We start from the raw sequence: 25431 nt of genomic DNA, 5'->3' as shown, positions 1-25431 counted from the left end.
TCAGCCGGCTGTCGTTACCACTGAACAACGTGGTGGGTTTACACACCTAGCCGACTGCGGTTTTCGGCTGCGCCCAGGTGAGCGGCGCCGGAGTTGGGCCGGCACGGGCGGCAGCGGTGGACACAGCGCCGCGTCATCGTTCGCCGGCGCCGGGCGCCATACGCGAGCCGGAGCGAGGCGAGCTGCGCTGGCGCCGCGGCGCGATACCGCTGCATTGAAGCCGCCCCCGCGCGCGCCCGCTGCTGCCATTGCGCACATTCCGCGCGTGAATGCGACGACCAGCCCGGCGCGGAACGCCGCACTCCCGCCGGTCAGAACGGGGAAGGACGGCGGAATCCGTGCCGGGGCTGCCGGACTTTCGAGCGGGTCATGGCTGTTTGCGCCGGATCGGAATCGCCGAAATCGGCACCGCGGCGATGTCGTGGCCGTGTTCGCGGATCGGTGCGCCCGGTTCCGGTGCCCAGGCGTGGGCGTAGAACACTTCCCAGCTGCTGGGCAGCTTGCCATCGGCGCGCCGCAGCGGTTCGTAGGCGGCGCGCGCGGCGGCGAAGCGACCGCGGCCGGTCAGGGTATGGCGGCGACCGGTCAGGGCATTGGTGGCGCCGATCGCCTTGAGTTCGCGCATCAGCGCCGGCAAATCGTCATAGGTGAGGGTGAACATGTCGCGGTCCAGGACCGGATCGCGGAAGCCGGACATCATCAACGCGTCGCCGAACTGCGCGATCTGGGCGAAGTGGCTGACGTGCGGCGCCGCGTCGCCGGCGGAGAAGGCCTCGCGCAACTCGATCAGCGTTTCCGGACCAAAGGTGGAGCACACCAGCAGGCCGCCGGGCTTGAGCACGCGGCGGAAGCCGGCAAACACCGCCGGCAGGTCTTCCATCCACTGCAGGCACAGGTTGCTGAAGATCACGTCCACGCTGTTGTCGGCCAGCGGCAGGGCACGGGCATCGGCGCAGACGCGCGAAAACGGCTTCCACCAGCCGGCCTGCTTCTTCGCCTCGCGCAGCATTGGCAGGGCCAGATCCAGCGCGATCACCTGCGCCTTGGGCCAGCGCTTTTTCATCGTCGCGGTGGCATGGGCGGTACCGCTGCCGACATCGAGCACCACCTGCGGCGTCCGCTGCTCCAGATAGTCCAGCGATTCCAGCAGCCGTTTGCCGACTTCCTGTTGCAGCGCGGCGGCGGCGTCATAGCTGGAAGCGGCGCGCGAGAACGCGCGGCGGACGTGGCGGGTGTCGAATAGGGAAGACATGGAATATGCGGCACTGGGCAATAAGGGAAAGGGGCGGGACACAGCAGTACGGACGGCTCAGCTCGTGCCGGGCCAGGTGCGGCCGTCGCGCGGCGGATCGGGTCCGGTGATCCTGCGCGCCGGAACAGCGCATACGGCAGCGGCAGGTGCGTATTGCGGTGCGCGAGGGCCGGCGCTTCCCGGCTTCAGCGCGCAATCCAGCGGGGCTATCAATGCCGCCATGGCCGGTGATCTTCGCGTAACCGTGGCCTGGCGGCTCATGGGCAGGCTGCAACAAACTGTTGCAGGTGCGCGGCGACCAGGTCGGCATGGCCGAGGAACGGCGCGTGGCCGCCCCCTTCGACGGTATGGGCATGGGCATCCCGGGCCAGTGCGGCGGCAGCGTGCATGGCGGCCGCCGGCACCAGCCGGTCGCGTTGCCCGCCCAGCCACAGGCCGGGTTTGTGCAGGCAGTGCAGGGCGCCGCGCAGGTCGGTGCGCTGCAGCAGCGCCAGCCCTTCATGCAATGCGCGCGGCGCCGGTTCGCCGCGTGCGGTCAGCGCATCGCGCAGCGTGCGCAATTCGCTGCGGGCATGCTGCGAGCCCATCACATCCAGCGCCAGGAAGCGGTCCAGGGTGCCGCGGTAATCGTGTTGCAGATCCTGGCCGAACTGTTCGAACACGGACGGTTCCACCGCCTGCGGCCAGTCCTCGCTGCGGACGAATCGCGGGGTGGCGGCGATCATCGCCAGTGCGCGCACCTGCGGCAACGTGGCGGCGGCATGCAACGCGAACAGGCCGCCGAGCGACCAGCCGCACCACACCGCCGGTGGCGTGGCGGCGGCAATCGCGCTGACCACCTGGGGCAACTTGAGCGGGGTGCTGTCTTCGCGGCTGTGGCCGTGACCGGGCAGGTCGACCAGATGCAGCTCCAGGTGCGGTGACAGGCGCTCCACCAGCGGCGCGAAGATGCCGCCGTGCAGCGCCCAGCCGTGGATCAGGACCAGCGCCGGGCCGTGGCCGATTACGTCGATATGCATGCGCGCAAACTTCGAACTCAGGCGCTGGCCGTGCGCAGCGACTGCTGGTACAGCACCAGGTCGCGGGCGCGGGCGATGGCCTCGACCAGCGCATCGACCTGGCCGGCGGTATGCAGTGCCGACAGCGTGACCCGCAGCCGTGCCTTGCCTTCCGGCACGGTCGGCGGACGGATCGCACTGACCAGGAAGCCGGAGGCTTCCAGCGTGGCCGACAGCGCCATCACCGTGCTTTCATCGCCGCACAGCAGTGGTTGGATCGGGGTGTCGGAGGGCATCAGCTCCAGCCCGACGCGGCGCGCCCCGTCGCGGAACAGGGCGACCAGTTCGGTCAGTTTCTGCCGCCGCCAATGATCGCGCCGGGCCAGTTTGACCGCGGCCAGCGCGGCGGCGGCCTGCGCCGGCGCCAACGCGGTGGTGTAGATGTAGGGGCGCGCCGTTTCGGCCAGGTGCTGGATCAGCGCGGCCTCACCGAGCACCACCGCGCCCTGGCTGCCCAGCGCCTTGCCGAGCGTGGCCAGCTGCAGCGGCACTTCGTTGACGCCCAGCCCGGCATCGGCCACGCAGCCGCGCCCGTGCTCGCCGACCACGCCCACGCCGTGGGCATCATCGACATAGAACAGCGCCTGCTGCATGCGTGCCACCAGCGACAGCGAGCGCAGCGGGGCGATATCGCCATCCATGCTGAACACGCCATCGGTGACCAGCATGGCGGCGCCGTCGGGAGCGTGTTTGAGCTGGCGCATCGCCCCTTCGCTGTCCAGATGGGGATAGCGGCGCAGGCGGCAGCCGGCCAGTCGCGAGGCGTCGAGCAGGCTGGCGTGGTTGAGCCGGTCCTGCACGCAGACGTCGTTGTCTTCGGACAGCAGCGCCTGCTGCACGGCCAGGTTGGCGGCAAAGCCGCTGCCGAACAGCAGCGCCCGCGGATAGCCGAGCCAGTCGGCCATTTCCCGCTCCAGCGTCTCGTGCAGCGCATGGTGGCCACAGACCAGATGCGAGGCGCCAGCGCCAGCCCCTTCGCGCGCAGCGGCGTCCTGCAGCGCGGCGACCACTTCGAACTGCTGCGCCAGGCCGAGGTAGTCGTTGCTGCAGAAGCCGGTCAGCCATTGGCCGTCAACTTCCAGGCGCACGCCATCGCGGCGGGTGACGGTGCGCCGGGTACGGATACGCCCCTGGGCCTCGCGCAGTTTGCGCTGGTCGTGGAGGCGTTCGTGCAGGTCGGGACGGGCCATGGGCATCAATACATGGACGGATGGGCGGCTAGCGTACCCGGTTGCCGCAGCCGATGCCCCGGCGGCAGCGATGACGGCGGCTGCCATCGATCAGGCGGGCTGCCGGCAGGACCGGGCGATGTCCAGGTGCACGGTGCCGGGGTGGTCGTGGTCGGCGGCCTCCACATCCACCGGCATCGGCTGCAGCCCCAGCCGGTCGAACAGTGCCCGATCGTGCGCGGTATCCGGGTTGCCGGTGGTCAGCAGCTTCTCGCCGTAGAAAATGGAATTGGCCCCGGCGACAAAACACAGCGCCTGCAGCTCGTCGCTCATGCTCTCGCGCCCGGCCGACAGCCGCACCATCGAGCGCGGCATGATGATGCGGGCCACCGCGATCATGCGCACGAATTCGAACGGGTCCAGCTCGGCGCTACCGTGCAGCGGAGTGCCGGCGACCTGTACCAGCCGGTTGATCGGCACCGAGTCCGGATGCGCGGGCAGGTTGGCCAGCGCCAGCAGCAGGCCGGCGCGCTGCTCGCGGCTTTCGCCCATGCCGACAATGCCGCCGCAGCAGGTCTTCAGCCCGGCCTGACGCACGTGTTCGAGCGTATCCAGCCGGTCCTGGTACTGGCGGGTGTGGATGACCGAGTCGTAGTAGTCCGGCGCGGTGTCCAGATTGTGGTTGTAGTAGTCCAGTCCGGCATCTTTGAGCGCCTTGGCCTGGTGGCCCTCGAGCATGCCCAGGGTGGCGCAGGTTTCCAGCCCCAGCGCCTTCACTTCGCGGATCATCGCCGCCACCTTGGGGATGTCGCGGTCCTTGGGCGAGCGCCACGCCGCACCCATGCAGAAACGCGAGGCACCGGCGGCCTTGGCCTGGCGCGCACGCGCCACCACCGCGTCGGTCTCCATCAGCTTCTGCGCATCCACGCCGGTGTCGTAGCGCTGCGCCTGCGGACAATAGCCGCAGTCTTCCGGGCAACCGCCGGTCTTGACCGACAGCAGGGTCGAGACCTGCACCTGCGCCGGATCGAAATAGGTGCGGTGCACGCTGGCCGCACGATGCAGCAGCGCGGGGAACGGCAGCTCGAACAGGGCGAGCAGCTCTTCACGGTTCCAGTTGTGGCGGATGACAGCAGACATCGGGATTTCCTGACAGATAGCGCGCCGAAAGCGGGGCAGTCTGGTGAGCATCCCGGTTGCTGTCAACAGAATGATTTCATCAAAGGTTTACGGATGGTGGTCGCAGCTCGGCCGGTTGTTGCTGCCGCTGCGTTGTCTGGTGTGCGGCGAAGCGGGCAGCGGCGAATGCGACCTGTGTGCCGATTGCCGGGCGACGCTGCCGTGGACTGCCGCCGCCTGCGACCGCTGCGCGCTGCCGCTGCCGCTGCCGGTACACGGGGGCGTGGCCACGCTGTGCGGCCCGTGCCTGCAGCAAAGCTCGCCGTTGCAGCAGACACGCGCGGCGTTTGTCTACGGGGCGCCGGTCGATGCGCTGGTGCGCCGTTTCAAGTTCCATCAGGACCTGGCCGCCGGCCATCTGCTGTCGCGATTGATGGCCGAACCGTGGCGCGGCGCACCGATGCCGCAGGCGATCGTGCCGGTACCGCTGCACCCCGCGCGCCTGCGCCAGCGCGGCTACGACCAGGCGCTGGAGTTGGCCCGTCCGCTGGCGCGGCAGTTGCAATTGCCGCTGTGCCACGGCCTGCGGCGGGTCCGCGGCACCGCGCCGCAATCGGAGCTGGATGCGGGCGCACGCCGGCGCAACCTCAAGGGCGCATTTGTCGCATTGCCGGGAGTGTCGGCACATGTGGCGTTGCTGGATGACGTGATGACCACCGGCGCCACCCTGCATGCCGCGGCCACGGCGTTGCGACGCGCAGGGGTGCAGCGGGTCGACGCCTGGGTGTGCGCCCGGGTGCCATAGCCGCGACCCGACTTGACCGGGCGCCGAATCACCCGTATCCACTGTCAGCGGGTTTCTCACAGGAGTGGCGGGATGAATGCTCTTTCGCAGCAGGTCAAGCGCGGTGGTTGGACCTTCGTGGTGTTCGGCGCACTGGCCGTGGTCTTCGCAATCGCCACGCTGGTGTGGCCGGCGGTATCGGTGCTGGCGCTGGTGCTGGCCTTCGGGGTGCTGTCACTGGCCGACGGCGTGGTCAGCCTGCTCAGCATCTTCCGCAAGACCTTGGCGCTGCCGAACTGGGTGCTGCTGCTCTATGCGCTGCTGTCCATCGCCTTTGGCGTGCTGGCGATCAGCCAGCCGGCACAGATGGCCCAGGCGATGCTGTGGCTGCTGGCGCTGTGGCTGGTGATCGCCGGTATCGCCCGCATCGTGTTCGCCGTGCATCTGCGCAAGCTGGTCCAAGGCGAATGGATGCTGGCCCTGAGCGGGCTGCTGGCGGTGGCGCTGGGCGTGCTGTTCTTTGCCCGACCGGATATCGGCCTGGTCACCATCGCGATCTGGGTGGCCTTTGGTGCGCTGCTTTACGGCCTGCTGCAGATCTGGGTGGGAACGCGCCTGTTGCGGCATAAAATGGCCTGATACCGCTGTTCCAGCGCCGCCGGCCGTGAGCGGCCGCAAACGAAAACGCCGCCTGGCAAGGGCGGCGTTTTCCGTCATCGCGGCAGGGCCGGTCAGCTGGCGAGCGGCCACGCCAATGCGGCGGCAATGCCGGCAAACAGCACCGCGCCCACCCAGTTGTTGTGCAGGAACGCCTTGAAGCACGCCTCGCGCTCGCGCTTGCGGCAAAGATGGAACTCATACACCACCAGCACCGCGGCGGCGCCCAGGCCCAGCCAATACCCCAGGCCCAGTGCCGCGCGCAGACCGACCAGCGCCATCGCGGCCAGAAACAGCGCATACAGCACCCCCTGGATCACCAGGTCCAGATCACCGAACAGGATCGCGGTGGAGTGCGAGCCGACCTTGAGGTCATCGTCGCGGTCGACCATCGCATACCAGGTGTCATAGGCGGTGGACCACAGGATGTTGGCGCCGTACAGCAGCCACGCCAGCGGCGGCACCTCGCCCTGCACGGCGGCGAACGCCATCGGGATGCCCCAGCCGAAGGCCATGCCCAGATACACCTGCGGCAGGTGGGTGTAGCGCTTGAGATAGGGGTAGCTGGCGGCCAGGAACACGCCGATGAAACTCAACAGCACCGTCAGCCGGTTGAGCGTCAACACCAGCGCGAAGGCCACGAGCATCAATGCCGCGAACAGCGCCAGCGCCGCGCGCCCGGACAGGGCGCCACTGGCCAGTGGGCGGTCCCTGGTGCGTTTGACGTGCGGGTCCAGCCAGCGGTCTGCATAGTCGTTGATCACGCAGCCGGCCGAGCGCGTCAGCCACACCCCGGCGCTGAACACGAACAGCGTCCACAGCGGCGGCAGCCCGCCCGTGGCCAGCCACAGCGCCCACCAGGTGGGCCACAACAGCAGCAAGGTGCCGATCGGGCGATCGGCGCGCATCAGCTTCCAGTACAGGCCCAGCCGCGAAGGCGCCGCGGCGGGCGGTTGTTCATAACGTTCGTAACTCATCGCCAAAGGTTAGCAGCTGGGCAAAGCGGCCGAGCCGGAATTGCCGGTGGACGAAGGGGGGAGACCTGCGCCGGCTTTTGCCGTTAGAATGCGCGTCCCGTCCCTGCCTGCGCCGCCATGGCCAGTGTGGACCGGAGGTTGAAAGCCGGTGGTACCGGTCTGTTTCAACCGCACCATCAAAATGCGCCTGTAGCTCAGCCGGATAGAGTAGTGGCTTCCGAAGCCATTGGTCGGGGGTTCGAATCCCTCCAGGCGCACCAATCAAATCAACGGGTTAGAGTGACATCCGGTAACGTAGCCGCGGTGCGGCGTGGCCCGGTGTGAAAAGACTTCGCGGGCGATCTTCCGCGCAGCGCAGGCGGTGGCCAGCCAATGCCTGCAGTATTCCGGTCGGCTGGCGCCATTGCTCCTGTGCGTATGCCAGCTGCCGTGGCTGGATGCGGTGTTTCGCGGCATGAAGCCGAGCGCCCTCCTTGGAGCTGGTTCGCGCGTGATCCGGTGGGAAGAGCCACAGTCCACTCCACCAAGCTCTGCCCGATTCGAGTACTCGGCGCGCGGCGACCCCAATCCGGCGCACTAAAAAACATCAGGCCCGATTGGGCCTGATGTGCGGGTGCTCAGCGCAGGAGCGCGATCAGCAGCAGGATCGGAATCGGAATCCCCAGGAACCAGAGCAGCAGGTATTTCATGGCAACGCCTCTCGTTGAGAAGATCGATCAAAGGTCACGGCGACGGCCACCCCAGGTGGCGCTCAGGCTGGCCACGAAGGCCCCGATCAACAGGGTGATGAACAGCCAGAGGGCCGCGTAGGCGGTCGCCTTCCTGGCATCGTCGGCGGTCTGTTTGGCCTGTTCCTTGGCCTGGTTCAACGACGCCCGCAGCCGCGTTTGCACGTCGCTTACCCGTGCCTGCGCGTCGGCCGGGGTCATGCCGGTCTGCGTGGCCACAAGCTGGCCCAAATACCGGGTGTCGGCCGGATCCATGGCGTCTTTGCCCAGACTGTTGAGCACAATCCGATTGACCTCGGCGCGTACGGCGTCGCGCTCCGCGGGCGCCTGGACTCTGACCGGCGAGGATGCGGTGTCCGCGCCCGGTGAAGCCGGCATGGTCGGCGTGGTTGGGGCGGGTTCGGCCGCCGCTGGGGCACGGAACAGCGAATCCACCCAGTACTGGAGATCGCCGTGCTGCGATTCCGTCACAGATGAAGCCGCACTTGTGGCCGCCGCGGCACCGGTCGCGGTCACCGCCGCCCCTGCGGTGGCACCGGCCACCTTGGCGCCCGCACCCAGAATGCCGCCAATGGCGGAGGTCAGCAGTCCGGCGGTCAGCAAGGTGGCTACGGCCCAGGCCACGAACCCGTGCGCGGTATCGCGGAAGTAGGTTTCATCGCCATGAATACCCACCCATCGGGTGCGCATGCGACCGGCGATATAGCCTCCCAGGGCGGAGGCTGCGATGGCGGTGAAGGTCAGCCAGGCGATGCTCGACCAGCCGAAGGTCTCAGCGGATACGCCTTCAAATGACCACGGCGAAACCGACGAAAGTCCCAGCCCCAGCCCCAGAATCAACAGGATCAGCGACATGGCGGCGGCAGCCATCGCACCCGCCACAATGGCGCCCCATGACACGGCACTGTCCTGCGCCACATCCAGCACCGGCGACGGAGTCACAACCGCTACCGGCGCAGCGGCAACACGATCGTGATCCGCGTAATCGCTTCGGGTATTCATGATCTGGGGGCACTCCTTTGAAGGCGCTGCGAACACAGCGGGCAGGCAGACACTGCCGACCAGGATGTGAAATGGACGAGACGTTGCCGAGAAGAAAAAGTGGAGAGGTCGATGCAGCGGACTGGCCTCATGTGATCGGTGCGGTCACATGCCTGGCCCGATGATTTTCTGCCACGGCCTGTCTGGATCACTGCTTTTCATGATCGCCGGCGCGCGGACGGTACTCACTGCGGTGGTGGCCGGTCACGCCCTCCCCCGTCAGCGATCGCAAGGAGAGTTCCAGGATGAGCGCTGGTGCGGGCACGGTACGGGTGGGCTGCGCCGGCTGGTCGATTGCCAGCCGCGATTCGGAGCGGTTTGGCGCCGGAAGCAGCATGTTGAGCCGCTACGCAACGCGGTTTGGGTGTGTTGAAATCAACTCTTCTTTCTACCGGCCGCATCAGCGCAAGACCTACCAGCGCTGGTCTGAAGAGGTGCCGGAGGATTTCCGGTTTTCGGTAAAAATGCCCAAGACCATTTCCCACGAGCTGCGGCTGCGCGGCACCGGTGCGCTGGTGGAGGCATTCCTGCAGGGCGTCGAGGGGCTGGGCACCCGCCTCGGGGGATTGTTGCTGCAGCTGCCGCCCAGTCTTTGTTTCGATGCACGGCAGGCATCGGATTTTTTCCGGGTGCTGCGCAGGCGCACAGACGTCGCCGTGGTGTGTGAGCCGCGTCATCCGACCTGGTTTACCCCTGCCGCAGCCGCGTTGCTGCAACGCCACGGAATTGCCCGAACCGGCGTGGACCCTGCGCCCGTCGCCGAGGCCGCCACCCCGCGCGATGCCGGTGGCTGGTGCTACTGGCGTTGGCATGGCGCTCCGCGCATGTACTACAGCGACTATCCGGACACCGCCCTGGGCGCACTGGCGAAGCGGGTGATGCAGGCGCAGAACGCGGGACAGAACCCCTGGGTCATCTTCGACAACACCGCCGCCGGGTATGCGGTCGCCAATGCGTTGCGCCTTCAGCAGCTTCTGCATCTGCCGCAGGCCCAGCCACAGTGAAGCGATACCGGCACGGGTGCGGTTGAAGAGAGGATCCACGGCCTTGCGTCGTCCTCGGGACATTCTGCATGCACCGGGTTGTTCCGGTCGGAAAACGCTGCCGTGAACGCCGCGGCCACCTGCGGTCTGTTCACGGCAAGCCGACGACAGCGGCGCTAGAACAGCGGTGCGGCCGGCGTGTCGGCCAACAGGATGTCCCCATGCCCAGACCTATTTGGACCGGTACGCTTTCTTTTGGATTGTTGAACATTCCGGTGTCGCTGATGTCTGGAGAGCGCCGCACCGATTTGAGCTTCCGCATGCTGGATTCACGCGACAGGAAGCCGATCCGGTTTGAACGGGTCAACGCCGATACCGGCGAGGAAGTGCCGTGGAAGGACATCGTCAAAGCCTTCGAGTACGACAAGGGCAGCTATGTCGTGGTGGAGAAGCGGGACATCGCGGCTGCGGCGCCGCAGACCCATGAATCGGTGGATGTGGAGAGCTTCGTTGATGTCTCCCGCATCGGCCTGCGCTTCTTCGAGAAGCCGTACATCCTGGTGCCCGGCAAGAAGGCCGAGAAAGGCTACGTGCTGCTGCGCGAGACACTGAAGAAGACCGGGAAAGCCGGCATTGCGCGGGTGGTGATACGCACGCGCGAATATCTGTGTGCGGTGGTGCCGGAAGGCGATGCGCTGATCCTGCTGCTGTTGCGCTACCCGCAGGAACTGGTGGCGCCGGACGACTACAAGCTGCCGCAGGGCCAGACCGGCGACTACCGCATCGCGCCCAGGGAAATGGAAATGGCCACCCAGCTCATAGAGTCGATGGCCAGCGAATGGTCGCCCGAGAGCTATCACGACGAGTTCCGTGAACGGCTGTCGGCGATCATCCAGAAGCGGGTGAAAAACGCCGGCGCCACCACCACGTTCGAAGAGCCCGAACATCATGAGGACGCCTCCACGAACNGACGAGTTCCGTGAACGGCTGTCGGCGATCATCCAGAAGCGGGTGAAAAACGCCGGCGCCACCACCACGTTCGAAGAGCCCGAACATCATGAGGACGCCTCCACGAACGTGGTGGATTTCATGTCGCTTCTGCAGAAGAGCCTGCAAACCAACAAGCGCACCCCCGCCAGGAAGGTGCCGGTGAAGCCTGCCGCCAGCAAGCCGGCCAAGACGCCAGCCAAGACCCCGTCCAAGGCGGCCGCGAAGACGGCGGGAAAGACGGCCAAAAAAGCCGCGCGTCCGGCGGCAGGCCGGAAGCCGCGCAAGACCGCGTAACCGGTTACGCGCATGCCATTACCGAGTTGCTGGCGATGACGGGCGACCCCATGCAGGCTGGCACTGAGCGGCATCCGATCCTCCGCTCCGGGTCGGTGCCGGCGCTGGCGGCCATCGCAACGCCTGCATGGCCCGCCGCGCCAGCGGCGCAGGTCACAGCGGTCCGCGCCGCAGCGTTCATGGCCGCAGTGCAGCTACGATCGAAAGGCCACCGATGAGCCTGGCCGACTATCGACGCAAGCGCAGTTTCGGCAGGACGCAGGAGCCCGAGCCGGGCAGGAAGCTGGCTGACGGGCAGCGCCCCATATTTGTGGTCCAGCTGCACCACGCCAGCCATCGCCATTACGACTTCCGTCTACAGGTCGGCGATGCCCTGAAGAGCTGGGCCGTGCCCAAGGGGCCCAGTTACGATCCCAAGGTCAAACGGATGGCGGTGGAGGTTGAAGACCATCCACTCGACTACGCAGCCTTTGAAGGCGCTATTCCACACGGCCAATATGGCGGCGGCCATGTGGCCCGGTTCGATCACGGCGTCTGGTCCACCGCCGGTGACCCCGAGGCCCAGTTGGCGAAGGGGCACCTGCGCTTCGAGCTTTTTGGCACGAAGCTGAAAGGCGGCTGGCATCTGGTCCGTTCCGGCACGCCGTCGCGTCAGCCGCAATGGCTGCTGTTCAAGGACGACGACGCCTATGCCGGCAAGATGGAGGCGGACGATCTGCTTGGCGACGTCAGCGCTCCCCCTGCCGAAGATCTGCAGCGCGCCGGTGCCGGCAAACCGGTAAAGAAGCACCTCAGCACCGTGCCTGTGGCGAAGCAGGGGCGGCGGACGGATTGGGCCAGGAAGGCGCTGGCCCTGAGCAACGCCCGGAAGCGGCCCGCGCCGCAGGGGCCCTTCCAGCCGCAACTGGCGACGCTTGTGGACACGCCGCCCAGTGGCGACCAGTGGCTCCACGAGATCAAGTGGGACGGCTACCGGATTCTGGCAACGATTGCTGAAGGGCAGGTGCGCCTGTGGTCGCGCAACGGGCTGCCATGGACCCACAAGATTCCCGAGATCCAGGATGCGCTGGCCGCGCTGGGCCTGAAATCCGGCGCCCTCGACGGCGAGCTCATTGCCGGCAGGGGCAGCCGCCAGGATTTCAATCTGCTGCAGGCCACGTTGTCGGGGGAACGCCAGGCCCGGCTTTCCTACGCGCTGTTCGACCTGCTCCACATCAACGGGGTGGACATCGCCGATGCGCCGCTGTTGCAGCGAAAGGCGTTGCTGCAGCAGCTGCTGAAGGACCCGCCGTGGCATCTGGCATTGAGCACCCATGTGGCCGTTGATGGCGCCGCCGCCTACCGCCTGGCAGGCGAGCAGCAGTTCGAGGGCATCATTTCCAAGCGCGCCGATCGCGGCTATCACGCCGGCAGAAGCGACGATTGGCGCAAGACCAAGCAGCTGGCCAGCGACGAGTTCGCCGTGGTCGGCTACACCGCGCCGAAGGGCAGCCGCAACGGATTTGGTTCGCTGCTGCTGGCCACGCCGGATCCCGCCCACGGCTGGCGGTATGTCGGGCGGGTAGGCTCGGGATTTTCCGACGCCCTGATCGACGAATTGGGCGCGCTGATCGGCCGCGCCGGCGGCAAGACCCCTGGCGTCCACGTGCCGGCCACCGACACCGATCTGCGCACCGCGACCTGGTTCAAACCGCGGTTCGTGGTGGAGGTTTTCTACCGCGGGATCGGGCGGCAGCAGTTGTTGCGCCAACCCTCGCTCAAGGCGGTGCGCAAGGACAAGCACATCAGCGATCTGCTCGATTCGGATCGCGGCGAACGGATGGGAAAACCGTCGATGACCACTGCAAGCAAGCCTGCAATCAAAAAGGGCGATCGCGCGCGCACGAACGCCAGTGGCGGCACCCGCGCGGGCGGGCGGACCCCGCCGGCGCTGTCCAGTCCGGAGAAAGTGGTATTTGCGGATATCCATGCCACCAAACAGGACGTCTGGAATTACTACACCGCGGTGATGGAACACATTCTTCCCGGAATCAGCGGCCGGCCGTTGTCCATCATCCGCTGCCCGGCGGGTACCGGCCGTCCGTGCTTTTTCCAGAAACACCACACGGCCGGGTTGACGCGGGTCGTCTCGGTGAGGCTCGAGGAGGACAGCGGCGGCCACGGTGAATACCTCGTGGTCAATGATGCCGCCAGCCTGCTCGAGCTGGTCCAGTTCAACGCGCTGGAATTCCATCCATGGGGCAGCCACGCCGACCGGCCGGATCTGGCCGACCGGGTGGTGTTTGACCTGGATCCGGGCCCGGCGGTGCCGTTTGCCGAGGTGAAGCGGGCGGCCACCGACATCCGCAAACGGTTGCAGCAGTTGCAGCTGGAGTCGTTCCTGCGGGTCTCCGGCGGCAAAGGGCTGCACGTCGTGGTGCCGTTGAACCCCGGGTGCGACTGGGAGCTGGTGAAGCGCTTCGCCCACGGGTTGGCCGATGCCCTGGCGCAGACCGAGCCGCAGCGCTTCCTGGCCACCGCCAGCAAAAGTCTCCGCAACAAACGCATCTTCGTTGATTACCTGCGCAACACCCGCGGTGCCACGGCCGTGGCCTCCTATTCGCTGCGTGCCCGGCCCGGTGCGCCAGTGGCGATGCCTATTGCCTGGAACGCGCTGGGCCGCCTGAAACGGGCCGACAGCTTCACCCTTCGCGAGGTTCCCGCGTTGCTGAAGCGGCGCCGGAACGATCCGTGGGACGGCATTGAAAAAATCAGGCAGAGCCTGGCCCGCTGGGCCGAAGATCAGTGAGCGGCGCGGTGAAGCCAGACGCCGGCGCGTCAGCAGGGGGCTGGCGCATCGAATTTTCCGTACCCGTGCCGGTTTGCCGGACCGCCGTGAGCGGCATGCTCTTCCAGCCCCTCACCGGCCCCGGCCGCGGAGCCTTCATCGGCACCACCACAATCGGGATCGACCGGTAACGGTGGTGACCCTGATTTTCTCGCACGCGCAGCATCAAGCGCGCACGCCGCGCCTGCACGGGTGAAACCCGGATGGTACGTGCGGGCCCGGGCGTGGCGCATTTCCCGCGCCCTCCAGCGCGGTTCCGACGCGTCTTGCGCCGCGTTGCAGCGGGCGCCCCGGGCAGCCGCTCGCGCGGTTTCAGGCCCCACGCGGTTGCGGGAACGAGCCGGTGCGGGGGGCGATGACGTTGCACTGACGCCCACGCTGTTCCACTGCGGGCAGCTGTCCGCTGGCAACGTCGAGGAGGTGGGTTCTGGCCGGTGATCCGGATCTGGTGGTGAACTCCCCCGACGGGCTGTATTGCCCGGCGGGCGATTTCCATATCGACCCGTGGCGGCCGGTGCCGCGCGCGGTGATCACCCACGGCCATGGCGACCACGCGCGCGCGGGCATGGGCCGCTATTACGTGGTCGATGCCGGGCTGCCGATCCTGCAGTGGCGGCTGGGCGAGCAGGAGTACCGCGTCCACGCCCACGGCGAGCGCTTCCGGATCGGCGCGGCCACCGTGTCGTTCCATCCGGCCGGGCACGTGCTGGGTTCCACCCAGGTGCGCATTGAAGTCGATGGCGGAATCTGGGTGCTGTCCGGCGACTTCAAGCGCGATCCGGACCCCACCTGCCTGCCGTTCGAAGTGGTGCCGTGCGATGTATTCATCACCGAGGCCACCTTCGGGCTGCCGGTGTTCCGCTGGCCCGCGGCAGCGGAGGTGGCGGGCGACATCGTCGCGTGGCGGGACGAATGTGCGGCCAGCGGCGAGGCGGCGATCCTGTATTGCTATGCGCTGGGCAAGGCGCAGCGGGTGCTGGCCGAACTGATGGCGCATACCGGCCGGCCGGTGTGGTTGCACGGCGCCATCGACGCCGGCGTGGCGGTCTACCGCGCGGCCGGCGTGGCGATGCTGGAAACCCGGCGCGTGATGGACCAGGCGCGCGGCGCCGACTTCGCCGGTGAGCTGGTCATCGCGCCGCCCTCGGCGGCCGGCAGTGCCTGGATGCGGCGCTTCCGCCACGCCCAGCAGGGGTTCGCGTCGGGCTGGATGCGCCTCCGCGGCAACCGCCGGCGGCGCAACTACGACCGCGGCTTCGTGCTGTCCGACCACGCCGACTGGCCGGGGCTGCTGCGCACCGTGCAGGAAACCGGGGCACGGCGGGTGATCGCCACCCACGGCGACACCGATGCGCTGGTGCGGGTGCTGTGTGAGGCCGGACTCGATGCCGGCGTGTTCCAGACCCGCTACGGCGAGGACGACTGATGCGGCGCTTCGCCCTGTTGTACGAACGGCTGGACCGCAGCACCGGGACCGGCGACAAGCGCGCGGCGCTGGTCGCATACTTCCGCGCCGCGCCGCCGCACGACGCCGCCTGGGCGTTGTGGCTGCTGGCAGGCGGCAAGGTCGGCGGCACCGGCGCCCGGATCGCCACCACCGGCGAGCTGCGCGCGTGGGTGGCGGCGGAGAGCGGCAACCCCGACTGGCTGGTGGAGGCCAGCCATCACGCCGTGGGGGACCTGGCCGAAACGCTGGCCTTGCTGCTGGACGATCCGCCGGACACCGGCGAAGACCTCGGCCTGGCGCAGTGGGTGGAGCAGCGCCTGCTTCCGGTGGCCAATGCGGACGTGGAAATCCGCCGCGCGGCAGTGGTGTCCGCCTGGCGCAGTCTGCGCTTTCGCGAGCGGCTGGCGTTCAACAAGCTGCTTACCGGCGCGCTGCGCGTCGGCGTGTCGACCGGGCTGGTGCAGGCCGCGCTGGCCGAGGTTTCCGGGTTGGAGGTGGCGCGGATCGCGCAACGCATGCTCGGCCGCTGGACGCCCTCGCCGCGGTTCCTGGAAACCCTGCTGTCGCCGCAGGTGCAGGCCGCAGACGCCGCGCTGCCGTATCCGTTCTTCCTGGCCTCGCCGCTGGATGGCGCGGCGCAGGCACTGGGTCCGGTCGATGACTGGCTGCTGGAATGGAAGTGGGACGGCATCCGCCTGCAGTTGATCCGCCGCGGCGCCGACATCGCGCTGTGGTCGCGGGGCGAGGAGCGCATGGATGGCCGTTTCCCGGAAATCGAGCGCGCCGCCGCCGCGCTGCCGCGCGATGTGGTCATCGATGGCGAGCTGCTGGCGTGGCGCCCGGGCGAGGATCGGCCGCTGCCGTTTTCGGCGCTGCAGACCCGCATCCAGCGGCTCAGGCCCGGCCCCAGGATCCTGGCCGATACGCCGGTGCGGGTGGTGGCCTACGACCTGCTGGAACTGGACGGGCGCGACCTGCGCGGGCGCCCGCTGTCGGCGCGCCGTGAACTGCTGGCCGCTGTGATCGAAGCGCTGGCGCATCCGGCGCTGCAGCTTTCACCGCGCGTCCAGCCCGCGGACTGGGAGGCCGCCGCTGCGTTGCGCGAACAGTCGCGCGACCGGGGCGTGGAAGGCCTGATGCTCAAGCGCCGCGACTCGCCATACCGGCATGGCCGCAAGCGCGGCGACTGGTGGAAGTGGAAGGTCGATCCGCTCACCGTCGACGCGGTGCTGGTCTACGCCCAGTCCGGCTCGGGCCGCCGCAGCACGCTGTATACCGATTACACCTTTGCCCTGTGGGACGGCGACACCCTGGTGCCGGTCGCCAAGGCGTATTCGGGTCTGGACGACAAACAGATCCTGGAGCTGGACCGCTGGATCCGCGGCAACACGCTGCAACGTTTCGGCCCGGTGCGCTCGGTCCCGCCCGAGCAGGTATTTGAAATCGCGTTCGAAGGGGTCAACCGCTCGGCGCGGCACAAGTCCGGCCTCGCGGTGCGCTTCCCGCGGATCGTGCGCTGGCGCACCGACAAGCCGGCGGCGGAAGCGGACCGGGTGCAGGCATTGCGGGCACTGGCCACGTGAACGCGGGCGTGGTCCGGCCGCGACGGCGGGGGGCTGACGCGGCGCTGGCAGAGTGGTTTTCCACCCGCGGCTGGAAACCGGCCCCGTTCCAGCGGGAAGCGTGGCGCCGCTATCTGGCCGGAGAATCGGGCCTGCTGGTCACGCCCACCGGCAGTGGCAAGACCCTGGCCGCGTTGGGCGGGCCGCTGCTGCAGGCCTTGGCACTTGGCGATCAACCCGCCACGACGCGCCGCGGGGTGGCCGCGCCGCCCCGTCTGCGCGTGTTGTGGATCACCCCGCTGCGGGCGTTGGCGGTCGATACGGTGCGCGCGCTGCGCGAGCCGATTGCCGCGCTGGGCGTGCCGTGGACGGTGGCGTTGCGCACCGGCGATGCCAGCGCCCGCGACAAGCGGCTGGCCCGCCATGGCCTTTCGGATGTGCTGGTGATCACGCCCGAATCCTTCGCCTTGATGCTGTCCTATGCCGATGCGGCGCACCTGCTGGCCGGCCTGCGCGGCGTGGTGGTCGATGAATGGCACGAACTGCTCGGCAACAAGCGCGGGGTGCTGCTGCAGCTGTGCCTGGCGCGGCTGCGCGGGATCGTGCCGCAGGCGCCGATATGGGGCCTTTCCGCCACGCTGGGCAATCTGCAGCAGGCGCGCGACGTGCTGCTGCCGTACGCTCCCGGCGCGGCGATCGTGTCCTCGCCGCGACGGCGGCGGATGACGCTGCAGACGCTGTTGCCCGGGCAGGGCGAACGGTTTCCGTGGGCCGGGCACCTCGGGCTGTCGCAGCTGCAACGCGTCGCGGCGGTCCTGCAGCAGGCGCGCTCCAGCCTGCTGTTCACCAACACCCGCTCGCAAGCCGAACTCTGGCACCGTGCGCTGCAGTCGGTGTGGCTGGACGACCCCGCGACGCTGGCCTTGCACCACGGCTCGCTCGACGCATCGCTGCGCGCGGCCGCGGAGGCCGGGCTGCGCGACGGCAGCGTGCGCTGCGTGGTGGCCACCTCCAGCCTGGACCTGGGCGTGGATTTCCCCGCGGTGGACCAGGTGCTGCAGGTTGGCAGTCCCAAAGGCATGGCGCGGCTGTGGCAGCGGGGCGGCCGCGCCCGGCATCGGCCCGGCGCGGCCGGCAAGGTCATCTGTGTGCCCACCCTCGCGTTGGAACTGGCCGAATACGCCGCCGCCCGCGTGGCGCTGGCGCATGGCCGGGTCGAATCCCGTCCGCCGCCGCGGCTGTCGCTGGACGTGCTGGCCCAGCACTGCGTCACCCTGGCCCTGGGCGGCGGCTTCGAGCCGGCCCGGCTGCTGGCCGAGGTGCGGGGAACCCACGCCTTTGCCGCGCTCGGTGACGAGCCGTGGCAGGCGGTGCTGGATTTCATCGTGCGCGGTGGCGCGGCGCTGGAACACTATCCCGATTACCGGCGCGTGGTCCGCGATGCCGATGGCGTCTATCGCGTGCATGACCGTCGCGTCGCGTTCCGCCACCGCCTGTCGATCGGCACCATCACCAGCGACGGCAGCGTGCAGGTGCGTTTCATGAAAGGTGGCCAGCTGGGCTCGGTCGAGGAAGCCTTCATTGGCAAACTGCGGCCGCACGAGCGTTTCCAGTTCGCCGGCAAAACCCTGGAACTGGTGCAGTTGCGCGACATGAGCGCGTACGTGCGGATCGCCAGGTCCGGCACGGGTCGGGTACCGCGCTGGCAAGGCGGCAGCATGCCGCTGTCCAGCGAACTCGCGGCCGAGGTCGAAGCGATTCTGCAGATGCCCGCAGACAGCGCGGAGATGCGGGCCCTGCAGCCGCTGCTGGAACTGCAGGCGCGGTTGTCGGCGCTGCCGGGGCCGGGGCTGCTGCTGGTGGAGTCGCTGCAGACGCGGCAGGGCTGGCACCTGTTTGTGTATCCCTTTGCGGGGCGGGCGGTGCACGAAGGGCTGGCGGCGTTGATGGCGCTGCGCTGGGGCCGCGAGCGGCCCAACACGTTCAGCTGGGCGGTCAACGACTACGGACTGGTGCTGACCGCGCAGGCCGAAGCCTGGCCGGAGGCGGCCTTGCTGCAACGGCTGCTGTCGCCACAGGCGCTGCTGGAGGACCTGATGCACAGCCTCAACATCGCCGAACTCGCCCGCCGCCAGTTCCGCGGGATCGCCCGTGTGGCCGGGTTGCTGCCGCCTTCGTTGCCGGGCCGGGCGGCGCGCTCGCTGCGGCAGCTGCAGGCCTCCAGCAGCCTGCTGTTCGAGGTGCTGCGCCAGCACGATCCCGGCCACGTGCTGCTGGCGCAGGCCGAGCGCGAGGTGTGGGAGGCGCAACTGGAGGTGCAACGGTTGCGCGAAGTACTGCAACGCTGCCGCACCCGGCGCCTGGTTCTGAAGCGTCCACGCAGCCTCAGCCCGCTGGCGTTTCCGTTATGGGCCGACGCCATCCGCGGCCAGCTCAGTACCGAGGACTGGCGCACCCGTGTCGCACGCGTCGCACAGCAGCTGGAGAAGCGCCATGCCCGCCATGTTTGAGCGGGAGGTGGCAGGACAGATGATGCACTTCCTGGCCGATCGGGCGCTGTACTGGCCGGCGCGCCGGCGCCTGTTGATTGCCGACCTGCACCTGGGCAAGGGCGATGCGTTCCGCACCGCCGGCATCGCCGTTCCGCGCGGCGGCACGGCCGATGATCTGGCGCGGCTGGATGCGCTGCTGCAATCCACCGGCGCGCGGCAACTGTGGGTTCTGGGCGACTTCCTGCATGGGCCCCGCAGTCTTGCGGTGGAAGCGGCGTGGCGGGAGCTGCAGCTGCGCCACCCGGCGCTGTCGGTCAGTGTGGTGGGGGGCAACCACGACCGCGCACTGCAACCGGCAGCGCTGCGGGTGACGTTGCTGCCCGAGGATGTGGACGATGGCCCGTTCCGGTTCCGCCACCATCCGCGCCCGGCAACAGCCCCGGACGGACTGCACATCCTGTGCGGACACCTGCACCCGGTGGTCCTGTTGCCGGGGCTGCCGGGCCGGTTTCCGGCCTTTGCGCTCGATCCCTGCCAGACCGTGTTGCCGGCCTTTGCCCGGTTCGCCGGCGGCACGCTGATCGATGACCCTGCGCAGCGCTGGATCGCCTGTGCCAAGGGCGAACTGCTTGAAAACCGTGGCTGACTTCGATGTCCTGTGTCCAAGCGACTGCGGGGTCATCCCGCACCGGCACATTTCAGTTGCACCGGATCGGCGAGACCGCCGAGAAGCGCCGCATGCTCCAACGGCCACACGGCGCTTGCAGAGTCAGCCGGCAGGAGGCGGATTGCTCCTGTTCGCCTGGTCGCCCTCGGCCACGGCTTTTGCCACGGCCTGGGCCGCTGCCGGCGAGGCCTTCCACTGCTGGTACTGCGCATCCATCTGCGCGCGCTCTTCGCTGCTGAACATGCGTCGCGCCATCTTGAACATGGTGTTTTCCTCCTCGCTCGCGTGATGGTCGACGAACTCGCCGAGCACCTTGGCCCGGCCGGCGAACTCGGGGGTGGTGGGCGCCGCCGCCTTCAGGTCCGGCAACACCCGCAGCTCCACCGCCCGGTGTTCGGCAACAGCTTCGGCGTGGGTCTTCAGGCCATCGCGGTCGGCACGCGCCTTGAACGCGGGATAGAACACCTGCTCTTCCCATACCGCATGCGGAACGAGACCTTGCTGGATCTTCGCCAGCAGTTCCTGGCGGCCTTTCTCCGCACGCTCCGTGGTGCCTTCCATCTTCTTGAACAGATCACGCAGGTGGTCGTGCTCTTCTTTCAGTGTCTTGAGGATGTCTGCTGCCATGCCGGTCTCCGTGTGGGTGAAGCAAGGTCGATGCCGCCGTTGGAGGCGGAAGCCTGCCTTGTCGGCAGTGAAGCAGTGGTGACCTGCCCCGCCGGCGATGTCAGATGGCGGTTCCGGTTCCAGACCCGGCCCGGAGGAGGCCGGCGCGTTGCCGTTTTTCCGGGTCTACGCAGGTAGCCGGCCAGGTCGCGGTGGGCGGGCTTGGTCCTGCACGCGCTGCCTGTTCTGGCTGGACCGGTACGGGTTTGACTCGCCGGGAAGCGGGGCGCACTCTCGTCGCGTGGCGTTGGCTGCCGTCCGGCTCGTTTTTCCACTCAGCAGGGAGGTGTAGCGATGTTGGCTGTAGCAACCGGCAAAACGACCCGGCCCAAATCCTCTTCGCCGTTGTGGGTGGCGTTCTGGCTGTACGGGGTGATTCCCAGCAACCTGCTGTGGGCCGCGGCGCTGTGGTCCGACTACGCGGGCCCGCGGATGCTGACGGTGGCACTGTTCTGTGTGCTGTTGGCATTTACCGCATGGATCATCCCCGTGGTGTGGCGCGCGGCGCCCAACACCGCCACCCCCGTCTACGGGGTGGCCGCACGCGGCCTGACCGTCGCCTGGGGCCTGAATACCCTGTTTTTGCTCTTCTTCCTGGGCATCCAGCTGTTTTCTCAGTAGAACTGCACCGGTTCGCCGCGGGTATCGAACGCGGCGAAACGGCTGATCTGGCCATCGTTGATGGCGTTGACCATCAGCCGCAGCGGCTGGGCGGCCTCATCGCTGGACGGCACCACGCCGGCACGGCCATCCAGCGCGGCGACAAACACCAGATCCCAGTCGATGCCGGTGGATCTGGATTCGGAGAGCAGGGCGTTGAATGAAGCGACCTCGGCGGGAAGCTTGTCCACACACAGCACCGGGGACAGGGTGCCGCCTTCGCGCTGTGCATGGCGCTGTTGCTGGGCGTCGGTCGGGGACTCGGGCAGCGCGGCGCAGACAAACACAAACAGCAGCCGCTGCGGTTCGGTCTGGGTGCCGGCGGCGGCCAGGAGATCCTCAAAGCAGGTCAGCATGCGTGCGCTTCCAAGGCAGGGCGGGTAGGACGGCATGCTGCCACACGCTGGCTGCGCCACGACGCGGCTGCACTTGATCTAGATCAACGGACTGTCCGGACACCGGAGGTAATCTGGCCGCACTGGCGAACCAGAGCTTGCAAGGCATCGGATTCGCCGATGGCCGGGACCCAGCGGGAGGTAACGGGTGGAATCGAGATGACAGCGGGGCTGACCGACGTTTATGGCCGCAGGTTCCCGTACCTGCGACTGTCGCTGACCGAAGCGTGCAACTACCGTTGCAGCTACTGCCTGCCGGACGGATACCGCGCCGACGGCCGACCGCACTTCCTGGAGGGCGAGGAGATCCGGCGGCTGGTGTCGGCCTTTGCCGAACTGGGCATGTACAAGGTCCGCCTGACCGGCGGCGAACCGAGCCTGCGCAAGGATCTGCCGGCCATCATCGCCTCGGTGTCCTCGGTGCCGGGCATCCGCAAAGTGGCCATGACCACCAACGGCTGCCTGCTGCCGCGGCGCCTGCCGACGTGGCGCGAGGCCGGGCTGACCGCGATCAATGTCAGCATGGACAGCCTGGATCGCCACCGCTTCCACGCCATTACCGGGCATGACCGCGCCGGGGAAATCCTCCAGGGGCTGGATCTGGCGCTGACGCTGGGGCTGGATTCGGTGAAGGTCAACGCGGTGCTGCTGCGCGATTGCAATGACGACGAGCTGCCCGCGTGGATGGCGTACCTGCGTACGCGTGCGGTGGGCGTACGCTTCATCGAGCTGATGCGCACCGGCGACAACCAGGCCTATTTCGAGCGTCACCACCTGCGCGCCGATGCGCTGATCGAACAGTTGCAGCGCGCCGGCTGGAGCGAACGCGCCCGCCGCGCCGATGCCGGGCCTGCGCGCGAATTCACGCATCCCGACTATCGCGGCAGCTTCGGCATCATCGCCCCCTATTCGAAGAACTTCTGCCACGGCTGCAATCGGCTGCGGGTCACCGCGCGCGGCGATCTGCGGCTGTGCCTGTTCGGTGATTTCGGCATCGCGCTGCGTCCGCTGCTGCAGGCCGATGGCGACCGCGCCGCGCTGGTGCACCGCATTGCCACCCAGCTCGGTTTGAAAGAAGCCGGCCATGGCCTCCACCAGGGCATGACCGGGCTGACCCCGCATCTGGCATCCATTGGAGGATGAGCGTCCGCATGACCGCACAAACCCCAGCCGCGTTTAACATGGCCGATGTGCGCAACAAGCGGGTCACCCGCCGTCGCGCCGTCGCCGTCGGCGAGTTGATCGCAGGCGACATCGCCTATCCGTTGCTGGTCGAGCGCCGCCTGCCCAAGGGCGACGCGCTGATGATGGCGGAAGTGGCCGGCCTGCAAGGCGCGAAAATGGCCTCCCTGCTGATGCCGCTGTGCCACCCGTTGCCGCTGGAGCTGGTGCGGGTGTATTGCGAGCCGGTGCCCGCGCGCAAGGCGATCCGGGTGTGGTGCGAATGCGCCAGCGAAGCCAGGACCGGGGTGGAAATGGAAGCCCTGGCCGGGGTCAACGCCGCGCTGCTGACAATCTACGACCTGAGCAAGCCGGTCGAGCCGGCGCTGTCCATCGAAGGCATCCGCCTGCTGTTCAAGGAGGGCGGCAAGCGCGGTCTGTGGCGGCATCCAGCCGGCATGGACGCGGCCGAGGAAGCGCGCTTCCAGCCGCGGCCGCCACCGGGCCTGGACGGGGTGCGCGCGGCGGTGATCACGCTGAGCGACCGCGCCCACGAGGGCGCCTATCCCGATGCGTCCGGCCCGGTCGTGGTCCAGGCGCTGCAGTGGCTGGGCGCGCAGGTGGAGGTGGCCGACGTGCTGCCCGATGGCGTGGAACCGCTGGCGTCGCGGCTGCGCGCCTTGGCGGCGGCCGGCATCGGGGTGTGTGTATGCACGGGCGGCACCGGTCTGGGCGCGCGCGATCTGACGCCCGAGGCGCTGATGCAGGTGGCCGACCGCAAGATCGACGGGCTCTCGCAGATGCTGCTCAGCCTGGGCAGCCAGCACACGCAGCTGGCCTGGCTCAGTCGCGCCTGTGTGGTGCAGACCGGCGCGATGCTGGTGTTCGCGCTGCCCGGCAGTCCACGGGCCGCTGCCCAGTACATGGATATCCTGGCGCCGGTGCTGGGCCATGCGCGCGCGATGTTCGAAGGAGGCGCGCACCCATGATCGACTACGCACAGGCGCTGCAGATCCTGCACCAGGCCGCGGTGGCGTTGCCGGTCGAACGCATTCCCAGTGCCCTGGCCGCCGGCCGGGTGCTGGCCGCCGATGTCATCAGCGAGGTGGCGCTGCCGCCGTTCGACAACGCGGCGATGGATGGTTTCGCGTTGTGCGGTGGCGGGGGGACGATCGCGGCCGGCACCGGATTTGCGGTGACCGGATCGCAGGCGGCCGGCGAGGCCAGCCAGGTCGCCGGGCACGGCGCGTGGGAGATCATGACCGGCGCACGGGTTCCCGACGGCCTGGATGCGGTGGTGCAGGTCGAGAAGGTTGAGGTACTGGCCGAACACGCAGGGCGCCCGACGCGGATCCGCCTGCTCGATGACGTGGCACCGGGTTGCAACCTGCGCCGCGCGGGCGAGGATGTGGCGGTAGGGCAGCTCGTCATCGCTGCCGGGCAAACGCTGGGCGTGGTGGAAGTCACCCTGCTGCATGCCCTGGGCGTGGCCCAGGTGCCGGTGGTTGCGCCGCCGCAGGTGGCGCTGATCGCCACCGGCAGCGAGCTGGTGGACGATCCGGCCCGCAGCCTGGAGTCGGGGCAGATCCGTGACAGCAACCGCCCGTTCCTGCGCGGGCGGCTGCAGGCCGCCGGTGCCAGCGTGGTACTGGAAGGCCTGGTCGGTGACGATGTCGACGCCTTTCATGCGCTGCTCGACCAGACCCTGCAGCAGGGCGCGCACCTGGTCATCAGTACCGGTGCGGTCTCGATGGGCCGCTACGATTTCATCCCCGATGCGCTGCGCGCGCGCGGGGCGCGGATCGCCTTCCACAAGGTGGCCATCCGCCCCGGCAAACCGGTCCTGTTCGCGGTGCTGCCCGAGGGCGCGCTGTACTTCGGTCTGCCCGGCAACCCGGTATCGGCCGCGGTCGGCCTGCGCTTTTTTGTCGAACCGGTGCTGCGGCGGATGCAGGGCCTGCCCCCCGAAGCGCCGCTGCAGTTGCCGTTGCGTGGCACGTTGAAGAAGCCTTCCGACTTCCGCCTGCATACGCGTGCGCAGGTGCGCCACGATCCCCACGGACGCCTCTATGCCGAGGTGTTGCCGCAGCAGGAGTCGTTCCGGTTGATGCCGATGCTGCAGGCCAACGCCTGGGTGGTGGTGCCGGCCGGCGTGGCCGAGGTGGGCGAGGGCAGCCGCGTCGACGCCTACGGGCTGGGGCATCACCAGCCCATCCAGTTGTCTGTCAGGGAACATTGAGATGCACGTAACCGTCGAGCTGTTTGGAAGCTTTTCCGACCTGTCCCCGGACCGCGAGTTGCAGCTGGAGGTAGTGGACGGCGCGTGCGTGTCCGACCTGCGTTCAGCGCTCCACGGCCATCTGCAAACGCATTTTCCGCAGTTCCGCGCCGGTCTGCTGCGCGTCTGCGTGTTTGCCGACAGCCAGCGCATCCTGCGCGATCCCGAGCCGCTGCCGGCCGATGGCCGGGTCTCGATCCTGCCGCCGGTGAGTGGGGGATGAG

21 protein-coding genes, 1 tRNA gene and 2 pseudogenes are annotated in these 25431 nt (G+C 68.4%); 16 read left to right on the top strand and 8 right to left on the bottom strand.

What is annotated here, in order from left to right; all coding sequences use genetic code 11:
• Positions 1 to 367: 367 nt before the first annotated feature.
• From bioC to bioB, 4 genes are all read right to left on the bottom strand, one after another.
• Positions 368 to 1252 (bottom strand): malonyl-ACP O-methyltransferase BioC, encoded by an 885-nt coding sequence (gene bioC, locus QZH66_RS06535; protein ID WP_305805149.1) that lies wholly within the window; start codon positions 1250 to 1252, stop codon positions 368 to 370.
• Between the two features lie 257 nt (positions 1253 to 1509).
• Positions 1510 to 2271 (bottom strand): pimeloyl-ACP methyl ester esterase BioH, encoded by a 762-nt coding sequence (bioH, locus tag QZH66_RS06530; RefSeq protein WP_305805148.1) that lies wholly within the window; start codon positions 2269 to 2271, stop codon positions 1510 to 1512.
• Positions 2272 to 2288: 17 nt separating this feature from the next.
• On the bottom strand, positions 2289 to 3500 hold the full coding sequence (gene bioF, locus QZH66_RS06525) for an 8-amino-7-oxononanoate synthase (protein WP_305805147.1): 1212 nt from the start codon (positions 3498 to 3500) through the stop codon (positions 2289 to 2291).
• Between the two features lie 90 nt (positions 3501 to 3590).
• Positions 3591 to 4619: a biotin synthase BioB gene (gene bioB, locus QZH66_RS06520; RefSeq protein ID WP_305805146.1), complete on the bottom strand. Its 1029-nt coding sequence runs from the start codon at positions 4617 to 4619 to the stop codon at positions 3591 to 3593.
• A gap of 70 nt (positions 4620 to 4689) precedes the next feature.
• On the opposite strand from bioB, the gene QZH66_RS06515 reads away from it, so the two are divergent.
• Together QZH66_RS06515 and QZH66_RS06510 are read left to right on the top strand one after the other, a co-directional pair.
• Complete coding sequence (locus QZH66_RS06515) at positions 4690 to 5403, top strand: ComF family protein (RefSeq protein ID WP_305805145.1); 714 nt, start codon at positions 4690 to 4692, stop codon at positions 5401 to 5403.
• A gap of 72 nt (positions 5404 to 5475) precedes the next feature.
• On the top strand, positions 5476 to 6021 hold the full coding sequence (locus QZH66_RS06510) for a DUF308 domain-containing protein (protein ID WP_305805144.1): 546 nt from the start codon (positions 5476 to 5478) through the stop codon (positions 6019 to 6021).
• Between the two features lie 92 nt (positions 6022 to 6113).
• Here QZH66_RS06510 and ubiA read toward each other — a convergent pair whose 3' ends face one another.
• On the bottom strand, positions 6114 to 7016 hold the full coding sequence (gene ubiA / locus QZH66_RS06505) for a 4-hydroxybenzoate octaprenyltransferase (protein WP_305805143.1): 903 nt from the start codon (positions 7014 to 7016) through the stop codon (positions 6114 to 6116).
• A 183-nt stretch (positions 7017 to 7199) separates the two neighbouring features.
• Between ubiA and QZH66_RS06500 the strand changes: the two genes are divergently transcribed.
• Positions 7200 to 7276, top strand: a tRNA-Arg gene (locus QZH66_RS06500).
• A 456-nt stretch (positions 7277 to 7732) separates the two neighbouring features.
• On the opposite strand, the gene QZH66_RS06495 is transcribed toward QZH66_RS06500, so the two are convergent.
• Positions 7733 to 8746, bottom strand: a complete 1014-nt coding sequence (locus tag QZH66_RS06495; RefSeq protein ID WP_305805154.1) for a hypothetical protein — start codon at positions 8744 to 8746, stop codon at positions 7733 to 7735.
• Between the two features lie 284 nt (positions 8747 to 9030).
• Here QZH66_RS06495 and QZH66_RS06490 point away from each other — a divergent pair, with 284 nt between their 5' ends.
• The 8 genes and pseudogenes from QZH66_RS06490 (at position 9031) to pdeM (ending at position 20026) form a co-directional block, all read left to right on the top strand.
• On the top strand, positions 9031 to 9789 hold the full coding sequence (locus QZH66_RS06490; protein WP_305805142.1) for a DUF72 domain-containing protein: 759 nt from the start codon (positions 9031 to 9033) through the stop codon (positions 9787 to 9789).
• A 200-nt stretch (positions 9790 to 9989) separates the two neighbouring features.
• Positions 9990 to 10736, top strand: a pseudogene (locus QZH66_RS06485) (Ku protein); the annotation flags it as partial.
• Between the two features lies 1 nt (position 10737).
• Positions 10738 to 11052: pseudogene (locus tag QZH66_RS06480) on the top strand (Ku protein); the annotation flags it as partial.
• A 214-nt stretch (positions 11053 to 11266) separates the two neighbouring features.
• A complete protein-coding gene (gene ligD, locus QZH66_RS06475) occupies positions 11267 to 13840 on the top strand; it encodes a DNA ligase D (protein ID WP_305805141.1) in 2574 nt (857 codons plus the stop codon).
• A gap of 442 nt (positions 13841 to 14282) precedes the next feature.
• Entirely contained in the window at positions 14283 to 15305 is a 1023-nt protein-coding gene (locus QZH66_RS06470; RefSeq protein ID WP_305805153.1) for a ligase-associated DNA damage response exonuclease, read from the top strand.
• Complete coding sequence (locus QZH66_RS06465) at positions 15305 to 16909, top strand: ATP-dependent DNA ligase (protein ID WP_305805140.1); 1605 nt, start codon at positions 15305 to 15307, stop codon at positions 16907 to 16909. The genes QZH66_RS06470 and QZH66_RS06465 overlap by 1 nt, the downstream gene beginning before the upstream one ends.
• 8 nt (positions 16910 to 16917) lie before the next feature.
• Positions 16918 to 19398 (top strand): ligase-associated DNA damage response DEXH box helicase, encoded by a 2481-nt coding sequence (locus tag QZH66_RS06460; protein WP_305805152.1) that lies wholly within the window; start codon positions 16918 to 16920, stop codon positions 19396 to 19398.
• The gene (gene pdeM / locus QZH66_RS06455; RefSeq protein ID WP_305805139.1) at positions 19382 to 20026 is read left to right on the top strand and encodes a ligase-associated DNA damage response endonuclease PdeM; all 645 of its coding nucleotides are present in this window, start codon (positions 19382 to 19384) and stop codon (positions 20024 to 20026) included. Before QZH66_RS06460 ends, pdeM begins: the two co-directional genes overlap by 17 nt.
• A gap of 123 nt (positions 20027 to 20149) precedes the next feature.
• On the opposite strand, the gene QZH66_RS06450 is transcribed toward pdeM, so the two are convergent.
• The gene (locus QZH66_RS06450; RefSeq protein WP_305805138.1) at positions 20150 to 20674 is read right to left on the bottom strand and encodes a hemerythrin domain-containing protein; all 525 of its coding nucleotides are present in this window, start codon (positions 20672 to 20674) and stop codon (positions 20150 to 20152) included.
• 333 nt (positions 20675 to 21007) lie between these two features.
• On the opposite strand from QZH66_RS06450, the gene QZH66_RS06445 reads away from it, so the two are divergent.
• Positions 21008 to 21334, top strand: a complete 327-nt coding sequence (locus tag QZH66_RS06445) for a hypothetical protein (protein ID WP_305805137.1) — start codon at positions 21008 to 21010, stop codon at positions 21332 to 21334.
• Here QZH66_RS06445 and QZH66_RS06440 read toward each other — a convergent pair.
• Positions 21328 to 21729, bottom strand: a complete 402-nt coding sequence (locus QZH66_RS06440; protein WP_305805136.1) for a ribonucleotide reductase subunit alpha — start codon at positions 21727 to 21729, stop codon at positions 21328 to 21330. The genes QZH66_RS06445 and QZH66_RS06440 overlap by 7 nt on opposite strands.
• 198 nt (positions 21730 to 21927) lie before the next feature.
• Between QZH66_RS06440 and moaA the strand changes: the two genes are divergently transcribed.
• Genes moaA through QZH66_RS06420 form a run of 4 tightly spaced genes read left to right on the top strand, consistent with a single transcriptional unit; the run spans position 21928 to position 25430 of the window.
• Positions 21928 to 22911 (top strand): GTP 3',8-cyclase MoaA, encoded by a 984-nt coding sequence (gene moaA / locus QZH66_RS06435; protein WP_305805135.1) that lies wholly within the window; start codon positions 21928 to 21930, stop codon positions 22909 to 22911.
• Between the two features lie 8 nt (positions 22912 to 22919).
• Positions 22920 to 23918, top strand: coding sequence for a bifunctional molybdenum cofactor biosynthesis protein MoaC/MoaB (gene moaCB / locus QZH66_RS06430; protein WP_305805134.1), 999 nt, complete (start codon positions 22920 to 22922; stop codon positions 23916 to 23918).
• Positions 23915 to 25168 carry a molybdopterin molybdotransferase MoeA gene (locus tag QZH66_RS06425; protein WP_305805133.1) on the top strand — a complete coding sequence of 418 codons (1254 nt, stop codon included), beginning with the start codon at positions 23915 to 23917 and terminating at the stop codon, positions 25166 to 25168. The genes moaCB and QZH66_RS06425 overlap by 4 nt, the downstream gene beginning before the upstream one ends.
• Position 25169: 1 nt before the next feature.
• The gene (locus tag QZH66_RS06420; RefSeq protein ID WP_305805132.1) at positions 25170 to 25430 is read left to right on the top strand and encodes a MoaD/ThiS family protein; all 261 of its coding nucleotides are present in this window, start codon (positions 25170 to 25172) and stop codon (positions 25428 to 25430) included.
• The last annotated feature ends 1 nt before the right edge of the window (position 25431 follow it).

The sequence above is a fragment of the Stenotrophomonas sp. YIM B06876 genome (assembly GCF_030711595.1).
Classification (GTDB): Bacteria; Pseudomonadota; Gammaproteobacteria; order Xanthomonadales; family Xanthomonadaceae; genus Stenotrophomonas.
This window is presented reverse-complemented; position numbering and strand designations above follow the sequence as displayed.